Origin of the sequence: Geitlerinema sp. CS-897 (assembly GCF_028368005.1) — a bacterium.
Taxonomy (GTDB): domain Bacteria; phylum Cyanobacteriota; class Cyanobacteriia; order Cyanobacteriales; family Geitlerinemataceae; genus Baaleninema; species Baaleninema simplex.
Map to the genome: position 1 here is coordinate 1 of NZ_JAQNCQ010000075.1, position 12796 is coordinate 12796.

12 protein-coding genes and 1 pseudogene are annotated in these 12796 nt (G+C 53.2%); 5 read left to right on the plus strand and 8 right to left on the minus strand.

All coding sequences use genetic code 11. The features are described 5' to 3' along the window. Both POG22_RS03795 and POG22_RS03800 read right to left on the minus strand, forming a co-directional pair. Positions 1-356 (minus strand): DUF2157 domain-containing protein (locus POG22_RS03795; protein ID WP_498903729.1); only part of this gene is annotated, 356 nt, incomplete at its 3' end. 336 nt (positions 357-692) lie between these two features. Then, positions 693-1049 (minus strand): NAD(P)H-quinone oxidoreductase subunit M, encoded by a 357-nt coding sequence (locus POG22_RS03800; RefSeq protein WP_063719030.1) that lies wholly within the window; start codon positions 1047-1049, stop codon positions 693-695. 238 nt (positions 1050-1287) lie between these two features. Here POG22_RS03800 and POG22_RS03805 point away from each other — a divergent pair, with 238 nt between their 5' ends. Further along, positions 1288-2160 (plus strand): hypothetical protein, encoded by an 873-nt coding sequence (locus POG22_RS03805; RefSeq protein WP_498903731.1) that lies wholly within the window; start codon positions 1288-1290, stop codon positions 2158-2160. A gap of 65 nt (positions 2161-2225) precedes the next feature. Here the strand turns inward: POG22_RS03805 and POG22_RS03810 are convergent, their stop codons facing one another. The 3 genes from POG22_RS03810 to POG22_RS03820 form a co-directional block, all read right to left on the minus strand. Beyond that, positions 2226-3794 carry a tetratricopeptide repeat protein gene (locus POG22_RS03810; protein ID WP_498903733.1) on the minus strand — a complete coding sequence of 523 codons (1569 nt, stop codon included), beginning with the start codon at positions 3792-3794 and terminating at the stop codon, positions 2226-2228. Between the two features lie 165 nt (positions 3795-3959). Then, on the minus strand, positions 3960-5795 hold the full coding sequence (gene ilvB / locus POG22_RS03815) for a biosynthetic-type acetolactate synthase large subunit (protein WP_063719033.1): 1836 nt from the start codon (positions 5793-5795) through the stop codon (positions 3960-3962). 104 nt (positions 5796-5899) lie between these two features. Further along, entirely contained in the window at positions 5900-7126 is a 1227-nt protein-coding gene (locus tag POG22_RS03820) for an RNA-guided endonuclease InsQ/TnpB family protein (protein ID WP_498903736.1), read from the minus strand. Between the two features lie 213 nt (positions 7127-7339). On the opposite strand from POG22_RS03820, the gene POG22_RS03825 reads away from it, so the two are divergent. After that, positions 7340-7669 (plus strand): DUF3493 domain-containing protein, encoded by a 330-nt coding sequence (locus tag POG22_RS03825; protein ID WP_498903738.1) that lies wholly within the window; start codon positions 7340-7342, stop codon positions 7667-7669. A gap of 21 nt (positions 7670-7690) precedes the next feature. Further along, on the plus strand, positions 7691-9412 hold the full coding sequence (locus POG22_RS03830) for a glycosyltransferase family protein (protein WP_498903740.1): 1722 nt from the start codon (positions 7691-7693) through the stop codon (positions 9410-9412). Between the two features lie 43 nt (positions 9413-9455). Here the strand turns inward: POG22_RS03830 and POG22_RS03835 are convergent, their stop codons facing one another. Next, a complete protein-coding gene (locus POG22_RS03835; RefSeq protein WP_063719037.1) occupies positions 9456-9884 on the minus strand; it encodes a hypothetical protein in 429 nt (142 codons plus the stop codon). A gap of 131 nt (positions 9885-10015) precedes the next feature. Between POG22_RS03835 and POG22_RS03840 the strand changes: the two genes are divergently transcribed. Both POG22_RS03840 and gloA read left to right on the plus strand, forming a co-directional pair. Then, positions 10016-10714: a pentapeptide repeat-containing protein gene (locus POG22_RS03840; protein WP_498903742.1), complete on the plus strand. Its 699-nt coding sequence runs from the start codon at positions 10016-10018 to the stop codon at positions 10712-10714. A gap of 73 nt (positions 10715-10787) precedes the next feature. Continuing rightward, positions 10788-11219: a lactoylglutathione lyase gene (gene gloA / locus POG22_RS03845; RefSeq protein ID WP_498903744.1), complete on the plus strand. Its 432-nt coding sequence runs from the start codon at positions 10788-10790 to the stop codon at positions 11217-11219. Positions 11220-11971: 752 nt separating this feature from the next. On the opposite strand, the gene POG22_RS03850 is transcribed toward gloA, so the two are convergent. Both POG22_RS03850 and POG22_RS03855 read right to left on the minus strand, forming a co-directional pair. Further along, on the minus strand, positions 11972-12106 hold the full coding sequence (locus POG22_RS03850) for a hypothetical protein (RefSeq protein ID WP_498903746.1): 135 nt from the start codon (positions 12104-12106) through the stop codon (positions 11972-11974). A 507-nt stretch (positions 12107-12613) separates the two neighbouring features. Beyond that, positions 12614-12796, minus strand: a pseudogene (locus POG22_RS03855) (RNA-guided endonuclease TnpB family protein); the annotation flags it as partial.

Here is a 12796-nt window from a genome sequence, read left to right on the forward strand (position 1 = left end):
CCCCCGAAGAGCAGCAAGGCCGCACCGAGTTTTTGCGTTCCACCGCGATCGCGCGATCGCCACAGGTAAAACCCCACGGCGTTGATGACGACGAACAGCGTTAGTAAGAGTGTCAGCTTGACCTCGCGCGACCACACCATCCAGTTGGCGGCGACGAAACTGATAACCCCCAAACCCAGGAGGATGCCCCCCAAGCCGATGAGGATGGTCGTGAAGCGACTGCGAGCTTCTGATTCGAGTTCTGAAAACCGATAGCGATCGGACAGCTTACCGTATAGTTCGGCGTCGATCGTCCCGTCTTTCCACCACTGCTCGGCTTCTTGGCGCAGTTGGCGGCGAAATTTTTCCGAAGTCACGGGATGCTAACTCCCCCATCTACGATTTGCTTTTACCATAGCGGCGCGATCGTCAGTGCGTCAGAAGAGAGTAGACATTTCGTCCGCTGGTTCTCAAATGGGGTGATGAGAAGATGATGAGATGAGAAATCGTAGGGTGCTGTGACGCGGGCGCCAAAAGGTGGCCGAAATCCGGTTAATGGAATATCACCGCGTCACGCACCGCTTTTACAGTCAACAGCGAGCAGTTATCGTAGGGTACGTGTTTTACAGTGCAGAGTGGGAATTCCTCTGTAACTTTTCACTCTACACTCTTAACTCTTCCCTGAAAGAGGCGCACCGCCCCCACAGGAACTCTTAAGCTCCCAAGAGTTTGTTTTCGTTTTCGTCCACGCGGGGCAAACCGTAACTGTAGTTGTTGACGCGGTTGTTGAGGTTGTAGCTGACTTGACCCTTAAAGAGCATCGATCGCACGAAATGTTCTAAATCCGAGCCGATGCGTCGGAGGTTGTATTCGGTCAACTCTTCGCCGTCGTAGGACGCCACGAGTTCCTCAAACTTCTTGTACACGGCGTTTAACGCCTCGTCGTTCCAGACCAATTCGTTATCAGGATCGACATCGAGGGTTAAAACGTTATTGTTCGGAACCAAGTCTTTTTCTTCAATTTCGGCGGTGAAAATACGAATGTGGCGTGTTGTCGATTTGAGAAACATAGCTAAAAATTTAAGTCTCCGAAACAAACAGATAGGCGATCGATCGGGCCGGTGCGGGAACAGAGGGTTCGGGCAAACGGCACTCTCAACTTCATCATTATTGTAAAGCTGCGTTACATATTGGCTCAACCGCTGTCGGGTTCGCTGTCGCCGACCCTAACTTCATGCGATCGCGCCCCAAAGCGTCTATCCTTGTAACTGAAGTGAGTCACTGAGCTAGAGTACTGAGGAAGTCGGTGTGAAAGATCCGTTCGTTCGGCAGTCTCATCGAGTCGACCCGGCCGATAACATCGTCCAACAAGCCCGCCAAGGTAGTATTGCAGCGATCGTACAGGTTCTCAACGACAACCTGACGGAGTCTGGCCTGCGAACGCGGGCGGTGTTTGCGGACGGATGGCTACAGCTCTTATGCGAATCTCCGAACGCCGATTGCCTCGAACGAGAGGAGGTCGTCGAACAAGTTCGCACTCTCCTCGAAGAAATTTCACCGCGCAACATTCGCCGAGTCAACCTCAATTGTCGCATCGCCCGCGAAGAACAACTGCTCTGGCTCGAGGAGATCGAACGCGACCCGGAAAACCAGCTCTTGTGGTCGCAACAGCTCGTGTTACGCCGACCGAATCCGATCGCACAGCTTGTTGACAGTCTGAAATCGACTCGAGGACGCCGAAAAGTGGCGCTTCCGAAAAAGCTTCCCGTTTCGATGCCGACGCGACCGCGCGATCGCCTGCAACAAGGCTTGATTTTTGGCTTCGTGGTGAGCTTGCTCCTCGTGTTCGGGTTGAACTGGCTGTACCAGCGGACGCGATCGACCGCCTCAGATCCTCCTGAAACGACTTCCCCAACGCCTACACCGTCGCCGACAGTTCCCGCACCGCCCGATCCGTTTACGCAAGCGGTTCGTCTGGCCGAGCAAGCCTCGATCGACGGTCAAACGGCGGCGACTCGGGCTGAATGGCTCGATTTGGCGGCGAAATGGCAACGAGCGGCGGATTTGATGGCACAGGTTCCCTCAGACGACCCTCGCTATACGACGGCGGCCGATCGCGTTGAAGTGTACCGCCAAAACAGTCGCGTGGCTCAACAACAGGCCGAGCAAACCCCCCAGTAAGCTCGCGATCGAGATTTTATGGGAAAATACTATTGACTTTTTTGTTGTTATGTGGTATTAGAGCGCTACATCGCCCGTTTGTTCGCTTCGATCGCCTCACTGTAGCGACCGAGTTTCTCCAAGGCAATGCCTTTGTGAATCCAGGCATCTTTCGCCGACGGTTGCAGTTCCAACACTTTATCCCAACCGGCGTTGGCATCTTCCCACCGTTGCAGTTGTTGCAGAGCTAAGGTGCGCGTCCACAGCAGCAGCAAATCGTTCGGATATTTTTCCAAGCCGCGATCGCAACTGGTCACGGTCTCGTCGAACTGCCCCAACTCCCGTAAAATACGGCTGCGTTGCTGCCAAACCTCGAGGCGATCGGCATCGGCGTCGAGGGCGCGATCGAGGAATTTCAACGCGGCGTGAAGGTTTCCCGCATCGTACTGCTGGAGGGCTTGGCGATATAACGTATCGACTCGCTCGGGATCGTCGGCCGCCGCTGGGGTTTCCGATTCCTTCACCTTCGTCGGTTCGGCTGGAGGGGCGTCGGTTTCGGCCGCATCCAACCCGAGGGCGCGATTGTTGGATTCGATCGCCTCTTCGTAGCGGCCTAACTTTTGCAGAGCGACTCCCTTATTAATCCACGCATCGCGGAAATAGGGATCGAGTTCGAGGGCTTGGTCCCAACTTTCAACCGCTTCGTCCCATCGTTCCATCGCCCCGAAGGCCACGCCGCGACGGAACCAAATTTGAGCGTCGTTGCGATCGAGATCGAGCGCCTTATCCCAGGCGGCCAGCGCCTCCTCCCAACGTCCTAAATCCAATCCCAACGCCACACCTTTGTTAATCCACGTTTGAATATCTTTCGGATTGAGTTCTAAAGCTTTATCCCAACTGGCAAGGGCGGCTTCGAGCTGTTTTAGCTCCTGTTGCAGATCTCCCAAATGTCCCCAGACATCGGCATTTCCCGGATCGAGCGCCGCTGCCTTTTCGTAGGCGGCCAGGGCTTCGGACGAGCGTTTGAGTTCGGCCAGGGCGTCGCCGCGACCGATCCAGGCGCGAATCAGGTTGTTATCTAACGCCAACGCGCGATCGAAGGCCAGCAAAGCAGCATCGAAGCGATCGCCTTTTAACTGCTCTTTTCCACGAGAGATCCAGCGGCGAGCTTCCTCGTCCGGAGATTCTCCCCGCGTGGCGGGTGTAGGGGAAGGCGTCGTCACTCGAGCGTCTGGGGAAACCTCCTCCGAGCGATCGGATCGCTCGGGTTCGCTGGAACGGGCGAGCAACTGGTGTCCGATGTTTCCCGCCAACAACGCGACGGGTCGAGAACTGCGATCGCTCAACTGCACCATCCGACGCCCCAACTCCGCTTGAGGCGTTTCGTCCTGAGTCCGAGCGTTTCCGAACTGGCGCAACCACGCCATCCAGCGATCTTCCGACGCGCGATCGGCCAGTGCGTCAAAGAAGCGATCGATCTTCACCCGATCCCATCCTTGACTGACACCGTCGAGAAGCTGCAAGAAATAAAACTCGCATTCCGCATCGCTCAAAGGCGTTTGACCGAGGGCGTCACGGTCTGCCTGTTGAGGAGCGCTTCCCCCGAACAGCCGCCGAAAAAAGTTCGCTATCGCCTGTACGATCCGCCTAAGCATTCGCCGTCCCTATAATTCAACACAATTCGACGTTTTTGATTGTACGTCTTCGGCTCTTTGTTGCAGAGGTGAAAAGGGAAGAGTGGGAATTCTCCTCATCCCATCATCTTCTCACGGGTGACGGGTGACGGGTGACGGTAAAACCTCCCCCTCTCCCCTGCTACCCTACAACTTCGTACCGCATTCAGGACAGAAGTGGTTGGTCGAAGCGTTTTTCGCGCCGCAGTGGGGGCAGTACATCAACTCGACCGCTCGATCGAGAACTGTTCGTTCGGGCAATCCCAACATTTGCGAGTTGTTCTTACCCGGTGCCACCATCGGATAGCAGTTTTCCGTTTTGTGAACGCGAACGTCGAGAACCACCGGGCCGTCGTGAGCCAACATTTCCGCGATCGCGCCTTCGAGTTCGTCGCGATGCTCGATCGTGATGCCCTTGAGACCGTAGGCACGGCACAGCAACTCGATATCGGGCATTCCCACTTCTAAATTAGAAGACGAATAGCGCTCTTCGTAGAAGGTTTGCTGCCACTGACGCACCATGCCCTGCCAACCGTTGTTGATAATTACGGTCTTCACGTTAATACCGTATTGAGCGATAGTCCCGAGTTCTTGCAGGTTCATTTGGAAGCTGCCGTCACCGCTAATGCAAATGACTTCACGGTCGGGTAAGGCCACTTTCGCGCCCATCGCAGCCGGAACGCCGTATCCCATCGTCCCCAACCCCGCGCTGGAAATCCACTGACGGGGACCGTTTTTGAGGAACTGCGCCGCCCACATTTGATGTTGTCCCACGTCGGTCGTGTAGTAGGCATCCGGTGCTTGACAGGCGAGTTCGACGATAACCTCTTGCGGGGCGAGAATGTCGTCGTAACGAGGCACGGTCAGGGGATAATCGGAGCGCCATCGGTCGATGCGATCGCGCCAGGCTTGAGTTTGACTGGGATCGCCGGCCACGCCCAACTCTTTGAGGCGGCGCAACACATCCAGCAGCACTTGGCGCACGTCTCCGACGATCGGCACGTTGGGGGCGCGGTTTTTACCCACTTCAGCCGGGTCGATGTCGATGTGAACGACTTGGGCGCGGGAGGCGAACTCGTCGAGTTTTCCGGTGACGCGATCGTCGAAGCGAGCGCCGATGGCCAGCAACAAGTCGCACTCGCTCACGGCAAAGTTCGCGTAAGCCGTGCCGTGCATTCCCAACATTCCCACAGACAAGGGGTGCTGTTCGTCGAAGGCTCCTTTCCCCATTAACGTCGTGGTGACGGGAATTTGGAAATATTCGGCCAGTTCCAACAGTTCGGCGTGGGCCCCGGCAGCGATCGCGCCACCGCCAACGTACATCAAGGGGCGTTCGGCATTGCGAATCAGGGCGATCGCCTGTTCGATCTGACGGGGGTTGCCCTTGACGGTGGGGCGATATCCCGGCAACTTCAACGAACCGGGTTCGATGGGAACGTAATCGCACTCGGCCAGTCCCACGTCTTTCGGCACGTCGATCAACACCGGCCCGGGACGACCCGTACTGGCGATGTGGAAGGCTTCGGCTACGATCCGCGCCATATCGGCCGGGTCGCGCACCACGTAAGAATGTTTGACGACGGGCAGCGTAATGCCAAAAATATCAGTTTCTTGGAAGGCATCGGTGCCGATGGCGTTGCGCGGCACTTGTCCGGTGACGACCACCATCGGAATCGAGTCCATGTGGGCGGTAGCAATCCCCGTCACCAGGTTGGTCGCACCCGGCCCCGAGGTTCCGAAGCAGACCCCCACTTGACCCGTGGCGCGGGCGTAACCGTCGGCGGCGTGGGCGGCACCTTGTTCGTGGCGCACCAGAATATGTTGTATTTCCCCTGCCGCTTCAAAGCGGTAGAGTTCGTCGTAAATGGGAAGGATCGCACCACCGGGATAGCCGAAAATATGTCGAACGCCGTGGCGCTTTAAACTATCAATTAAGGCATACGCGCCCGTGACGCGCTTAACAGCCACTCTTTGCAATTGCACGACAGGAACCTCTCGAAATACTCGAAAAACGGATGAATACAATAACAGTTTATTGACATCCTCCCGGCGCTAAGGCTTCGCGTATAGCGCGGGATTCCTAAACCTCACGATTTAGGTTCCTGCTTCTTTCCCCTTCGACTACCCTTCGACAAGCTCAGGGCGGTGCGCTCAGGGGTTTTTCGCAGTTGCTCTCCAGAACGATGTCTTTCAAGTCTTACACTCGCTCCACAGGCTGTAACGGTGTGTCCCACCGCCAAGAGATTCTTTGCGGCATTGATGTCCCGATCGTGAACCGTCCTACATTTCGGACAAGTCCACTCTCTGACACTCAACGGCATCGAATCAGCTTTGTGTCCGCAACTCGAACACAGTTTACTGCTCGGAAACCATTTATCTACCTTGACGAGAGTTCGTCCGTACCACTGGCATTTATAGTCCAGTTGGTTAACCAACTCTCCCCACGCACAATCACAGATGTGTTTGGCAAGTTTGTGATTTCTCACCATCCCCTTCACCGACAAGTCTTCCACCACGATGGTTTGGTTTTCGCGCACCAAGCGGGTTGTCAGTTTGTGCAGGTAGTCGCTCCGAGAATCTTTAATTTGTTCGTGAATTTTGGCAACCTTACAACGCGCTTTATCTCGATTTCGAGATCCCTTCATCTTGCGAGACAAGGCTTTCTGGGCGCGTCTCAAGCGTCTGTAGTGCTTCGTCAAATGGCGGGGATTCTCCACTTTTTCACCGTCGGAAGTGATGGCAAGATGAGTGATACCCAAATCGACACCGATACTTTTCTCGGACTGGGGAAGCGGTTTGATGGTATTGTCATCTACCAAGATAGAGATGTGCCAACGTCCCGAGGGAGAGAGTCGTACCGTGACGGTAGAGGGTTCCGCTCCTTTAGGGAGTTGACGACTCCATCGGATGTCGAGCGGAACTTGACATTTTGCCAAATACAGAGAACCGTCTCGCCAACGAAATGCCGATCTAGTGAAAGAAGCACTCCCCCCATTCCGTTTCTTCTTGAAACGGGGATACTGAGTGCGTCCGGCGAAAAAGTTGGCATATCCCTTATCGAGATAGCGCAATCCTTCTTGAAGCGGGACAGCCGAGACTTCACCAAGAAACTGCAACTCCTCTTCTTTTTTCCATTTCGTCAACATCTTCGAGGTTTCGCGATATCCCACTTTCTCCTGTCGCTCTTTCCACGCCTGCGATCTCGCGGCCAACGCTTTGTTGTAGACGAGCCGCACGCACCCTACCGTCCGCCGCAAGAGGGACTCTTGCTCAGGAGTGGGATAAAAGCGGTATCGAAACGCTTGAAGTGTCATTTAGACGGTTTAGCTATTACTGTTTATTTTACCCAAAACCGAGGACTCGGCTATCCCGGCCGCCGCTGATGCTTTGCATACAGCGCGGGGCTTCCCGCCGAGGGAGCTAACGTCAAGTTCGACGTTCGACGGACATTTAAGATAAATTCAAGTTTATCGGGAATCTCGATAAAATAACAACGAATGTCTTTTTTGAGTTAAAGAATTTAAATAATGAGCGATCGAACGTCCGAACCGACGGGAAAGCGCCCTCGTGCCGCTCGCAACCTCAGTGAAGAAAAATATCAGCGTTTGGTTGCCGAGGCTAAAGCCCCCTATCGGGGTTTTCGCCTGTTCGTGTACTTCGCCTTCGCTGCGTCGGGAGTTATCGGGGCGGTGGTATTCTTGGCGCGTTCGCTGACGGGGCGCGACCTGAGTTCGGATTTGCCCAATTTCGCTCTACAGTTAGGGGTGATTGCCTTGATGGTGTGGTTGGTTCGCCTCGAAACGCGATCGCAGACGAGAGGGGGAGAGGGGGCGTCTTCAGGGAAGAGTGAAGAGTGAAGAGTGGAAAATCGATCGCCTATGTGGTCAGGGTTGCGTCGAAAAAGGTTGCTGTGGTTGAGTTTGAGCGTGGTGGCATCCCTGGCGATGGCGTCGGTCGTCGTGCGCGAAGGGATCGGGGCTTATGTGGTTCAAGACGACGCGCGACAGCACGTTTTTTGGATGCAGCGATTTAGCGATCGCGACTTGTTCCCCAACGATCTCATCGCTGATTATTTTCAATCGGTTGCCCCGGCTGGATATACGGCATTGTACCGTGCCGCGTCGATGTTGGGACTCGATCCGTTCAGTTTCAACAAACTCTTACCGCCGATTTTAGCGGTCGTCGCTACGGTGTTTGCGTTCGGCGCGACGGTACAGTTGTTTCCCGTACCTTGGGCGGGATTCTGTACGGCTATAATTTTCAACCTCAGTCTGTGGATGAAGGACGATTTGGTGTCGGGAACGCCGAGAGCGTTTGTTTATCCGTTGTTGACGGCATTTTTATATTTTCTGCTGCGGCGAAAAACTTGGAGCGTCGCGCTTTCTGTTGTCGCCACTGGGTTGTTTTACCCGCAATACGTCCTCGTGGAAGCGGGAGTTTTGGCGTTGTACGGCGTCGAGTTTCCTCGGTTTCGCCTTCGTCGGTCTGCGATCGCCCTCGCCCTCGTCGGCTGTATGGCGGCGGTTTTGGTTCTGTTACCGTTCGTGTTCGCGACGAACGAGTTCGGCCCGGTCGTTACGTTGCAACAGGCGCAGCAGTTGGCAGATTTTTATCCGAAGGGGCGCAGTGCGTTTTTTTATGCGGATAGTTTCTATTTTTGGTTGAGTGGCGATCGCAGTGGTTTGTTGCCGGGACGAACGCCGTTAGCGTTGTGGATTGGAGCGTTACTACCCGTACTTTTGAAATTCAAAAAACAATTTTTTGATGCTAGGAAACTGCACCAATCTCAAGTATTGCTGCAATTGTTTGTTTCTGCATTGTCGTGGTTTTTATTAGCACACTTATTTTTGTTTAAACTGCATCTTCCTAGTCGATATACTCACCATAGTTTTCGTGTTTTGTTCGCCATCGCCTCGGGAATTACCATCGTTATTTTAGTTCAAGAAATTTGGCGGCTATCGCTTCAATTTAAGGGAGTTTATCGAATTTTGGGGCAAACGATCTCCGTCGCTTTGCTTTTTTCAGTTCTCGCCTCTCCGATCTGGCTGTCAGATTCCTTCCGAACCGCCTATCACGAAGTGGCTGAAGTGGAGTTGTACGATTTTTTAAAGACGACGCCGAAAGATAGTGTCGTGGCAGGAATTGATGGAGAAGTGAATAATATCCCAACGTTTTCTCAACGTTCGATTTTGGTGGGAATGGAATATGCAATTCCCTATCATCGTGGCTATTATGAAATTATCAAGAAACGAGCGATCGACCTCATTCGCGCTCATTATAGTTCGGATTTATATTTTATTCAAAAGATCGTAAAATCGTACGATATCGATTATTGGGTAGTTGCCAAAAACGATTTTTCGGAAGCGTATTTAGAACAAAATTATTGGCTCGAAAAAATTGAAGAGTCGAAAATGAAGGACGATCCGCTAGTTCGAGCAGTCGCAGACGTGTTTGAATCGGTGAAAGCGGGGCAAATGGCAGCGTTACAATCGCAGCTCGATCGCTGCTCGGTGTTTGAGTCGAATCGATTCGTGGTGTTGGAGAGCAATTGTATTGTAGGCAATTCACCACAGAGACACAGAGGACACGGAGAATTCTGAGAAATTTACGATAAATTGCGACTGGAGAAGTGTCGGGAGAACGTCAAAACAATATCCACCACACCGCCACTGCAACCGCTAAGCCAACCATCCACCAGATGCGGGAGACGACTACCCACAACCAAAACCGAAAGCGCAAATCCCAGAGAAATCGCCAGCGTTGGCGGTTGTGGGAAGCAGGGTTACGTTTGTCGCTGTACCACTGTTGTTTTCGGTGAACCGAGCCGTGACAGCGGCGACACAGGGGAACCACATCCCAACCGGGAATTTCCCGTCCGGCGATTTTACCTCGGAAGTCGCGATAGCGGAGATGGTGGACGGCTTCGGCTTTGTGAAAGGGATTGAGAACGCAACGATCGCGGGCGAGTTCTCGGGTTTGGCGGGCGATCGTTTGCCATTTTCCAGTGTAACGGGCTTTAAATTTGTCGCGTCGGCGCGATTTCTTGGGTTGCGATCGAGACGGTCGGGTCATAGCTTTAGCATTATGCCGTTCGATGGCGCGATCGCCCAAGCTCGTCTCTCCCCACTCGGGCGAAACTCCTGCGTCCCGAAAACGTCTAAAAGATTAAGCTAAGTATTAAAAGACGTGAGGAATCGATCGCTATGAGAATACAGAAATATGGCGCGATCGCCGCTCTGATGACGGTGTTTTTCTGGGAACTTCCCGCTCGAGCCGTCGATTATGACGACCTCGATCGCCTCTACCGAACGGGAAATTGCGTCCGCTGCGACTTGCGCCGGGCGAATTTGGAAGAGGCCGATTTACGCAACGCCGATTTGCGAGAGGCTGATTTACGAGGCGCAAACTTGGAAGACGCCAACCTACGGGGTGCGAACCTACGGGATGCGAACCTACGCGATGCAGACGTGCGCGGGGCGGATTTTCGCAACGCCGAGTTACGGGGAATTCGCCTCGACGGGGCGCGAACTCGCGACGCTCGAGGTTTGGGACGGTATATCGATGACGACGACGACGATTATACGTCGAGTCGCGCTCGGGCTGCGGTGAACCGACTCTATCAAGAGGTGTTGGGACGCGACGCAGATTCGAGAGGGTTGCGCGAGTACGCCAGGGAATTAGAACGCGGAATGGCCTTGAGCGAAATTCGGGAAGATTTAGCCCGCAGTGAGGAAGCTCGCGATCGCATCCGTCAAATGTATCGGGAAATTCTAGGGCGAGACGCCGATCGCGACGGGTTGCGTCACTACCGCGAACGGCTCATCGACGGTTGGAGTCTCGATCGCATCCGTCAGGATCTCGCCGACAGCGACGAAGCTCGCGATCGAGGTCGCCGTCGTTAACTGTTGTTGCGAACCGATCGCCATGCGATCGCGTTACTCTAAAAAAAACGCAATCTGACGGAATTGAAAACCCATGCGACTATTACACACGATGCTCCGAGTCGGAAACCTCGAAGAGTCTCTTAAGTTTTACTGCGACGTATTGGGAATGAAACTCCTGCGTCAGAAAGACTATCCCGGCGGTGAGTTTACGTTGGCGTTCGTCGGTTACGGAGACGAATCCGACCACTCGGTTATCGAACTGACCTATAACTGGGGGGTTGACAGCTACGACATCGGCGACGGTTACGGTCACATCGCCCTCGGTGTAGACGATATTTATAAGACTTGCGACGCAATTAAAGACCGAGGCGGGAAAGTCGTACGGGAACCGGGGCCGATGAAACACGGTTCGACAGTCATCGCGTTTGTTGAAGATCCCACGGGTTATAAAATCGAACTCATTCAACTGGGAACGCAAGGTTCGGCGAAGCCAGAGTCTGAGAAGCAAGCGGCTACGGCTTGATTTTGGAGGGGGAGCAAGGGAGAGGGGGAGCAAGGGAGAGGGGGAAAGGGGGAGAAAAAATAATGTTTCTCTCTCTTTTCCACTATCGTGAACGCGACTAGCGATTCATGGCTACGCAAGAGAATCGTAGCTTCCCAATCCTTCTACCAGAGAGGGAGGCGGCGCTCTCGCCTACTGCCAGGAACTTCTGCCTTGGCAGCACCCCAGGTCATTTCTGCCTGTGGGCTTGGGTTGAAATTTCTGATGCCAACTTTTTGCCCGTTCCCTACATTTATGAATCGGGTGATGCCGGGACTGACCGGTTCAGTTGTACCTTGCCAAGCGGGTCTTGTATCTACCCAGGACTCCAGAGTTCTTGTTGGGTGGGCAATAGTGCCGTACTTGGCTAACTTTGATTATAGTACATTGTTGTCCGCCGCTAACTATCGATTCACCTTACGGTCGAATCGTAGGATGCGCGGCGGTTCTTCTCAAATTGCGCCCGATTCCCCGTAGGTGTGTTTTGTGAAACGCACCTGAGAGGGTGACAACATAGCTAGACTCCCTGCCTCACAACGGATAGAGCCTCTAGCCCTCGTTAAAAATGGAGAGATTTGTGAGGCTTCAAAGTCATGAGTTCCCACATCCAATCTCTCCAGAGCCGCAGGGATTGACTGCAAGCATAACTGGATAATCCAAGGGAGAAAATACTATGATGAGGAAAACCTTGAGGGGTCAGGTCTGAACGATCCAAATAAGATTGGACGTGAGATTCAAGGAGACGCAGACCCGAACGAGTTGCTAAAATAGGCTAAAGTCATGAGAAAAATGAGCGCCAAAAGTCGCGGAGAACTGACCCGCATTGATTCGAGATTGTAACCGCCACTTTTGCAGTCTCGGAACATCATTTCGATGCCCCAACGCGCTCTGTAAATTTAGCGGACTAATTGAGCATCTGAGAGAGTGGTCAGCAATAACCAAGGTTCTTTTCCTCCTTTCCCTCGATAACGACGTTTCCAATAAACGCCGAGATTGAGAGCGCGAACCAGCTCTTCTTTATTGACACTCACGTTTTCAAAGAAGTGATACTGTCCCGGTTGAAAGCCTCGGTGTTTTAACCCACATTCCGCACTTCAAAATGTAGTATATTCGTCTGAACTGTCAAAACTTTATGCAGAAAGCTTTATCAAGATCGTAAGTAAAAATACATACTACACAAGTTGTTGAAAATCAATTTCAACAACTAAGGCTGCAATGTACTTTCTTCGTTAAAAATCCTGTTGTAGTATGCTTGTGGTGCAGAAAGTGGGTTTTAATAGCTTCAATACCGGCGCTAAGATTTTTTGCTGTTGCCTTAAAGAGCTACTCCCTAATTGGGGTAATAACTCCCAATAGACCGGTAAAGCATGAGTCCTTCAAATTAGAGACACCTTGACATCCTCTCCCAGCAACCCGTTTCGGGTATGCAGGGAGATTCCTTGGGTCGCCCCAAAGATTTCCTGCTTCACAGCCAGCCAACTAGAATCAGTGACCCGATCCCCCGTCGCCTCGACTCCACAGGCATTTTCGATTTGCCGTTGCCCACGGCTACAGATGAC

What these genes read in the sequence shown, in the direction of transcription:
- POG22_RS03835 (WP_063719037.1), bottom strand. Translation starts at nt 9,884, where the DNA reads ATGACCCGACCGTCTCGATCGCAACCCAAGAAATCGCGCCGACGCGAC.
- POG22_RS03850 (WP_498903746.1), bottom strand. Translation starts at nt 12,106, where the DNA reads ATGATGTTCCGAGACTGCAAAAGTGGCGGTTACAATCTCGAATCAATG.
- POG22_RS03800 (WP_063719030.1), bottom strand. Translation starts at nt 1,049, where the DNA reads ATGTTTCTCAAATCGACAACACGCCACATTCGTATTTTCACCGCCGAA.
- POG22_RS03820 (WP_498903736.1), bottom strand. Translation starts at nt 7,126, where the DNA reads ATGACACTTCAAGCGTTTCGATACCGCTTTTATCCCACTCCTGAGCAA.
- POG22_RS03830 (WP_498903740.1), top strand. Translation starts at nt 7,691, where the DNA reads ATGTGGTCAGGGTTGCGTCGAAAAAGGTTGCTGTGGTTGAGTTTGAGC.
- POG22_RS03840 (WP_498903742.1), top strand. Translation starts at nt 10,016, where the DNA reads ATGAGAATACAGAAATATGGCGCGATCGCCGCTCTGATGACGGTGTTT.
- POG22_RS03810 (WP_498903733.1), bottom strand. Translation starts at nt 3,794, where the DNA reads ATGCTTAGGCGGATCGTACAGGCGATAGCGAACTTTTTTCGGCGGCTG.
- POG22_RS03825 (WP_498903738.1), top strand. Translation starts at nt 7,340, where the DNA reads ATGAGCGATCGAACGTCCGAACCGACGGGAAAGCGCCCTCGTGCCGCT.
- gloA (WP_498903744.1), top strand. Translation starts at nt 10,788, where the DNA reads ATGCGACTATTACACACGATGCTCCGAGTCGGAAACCTCGAAGAGTCT.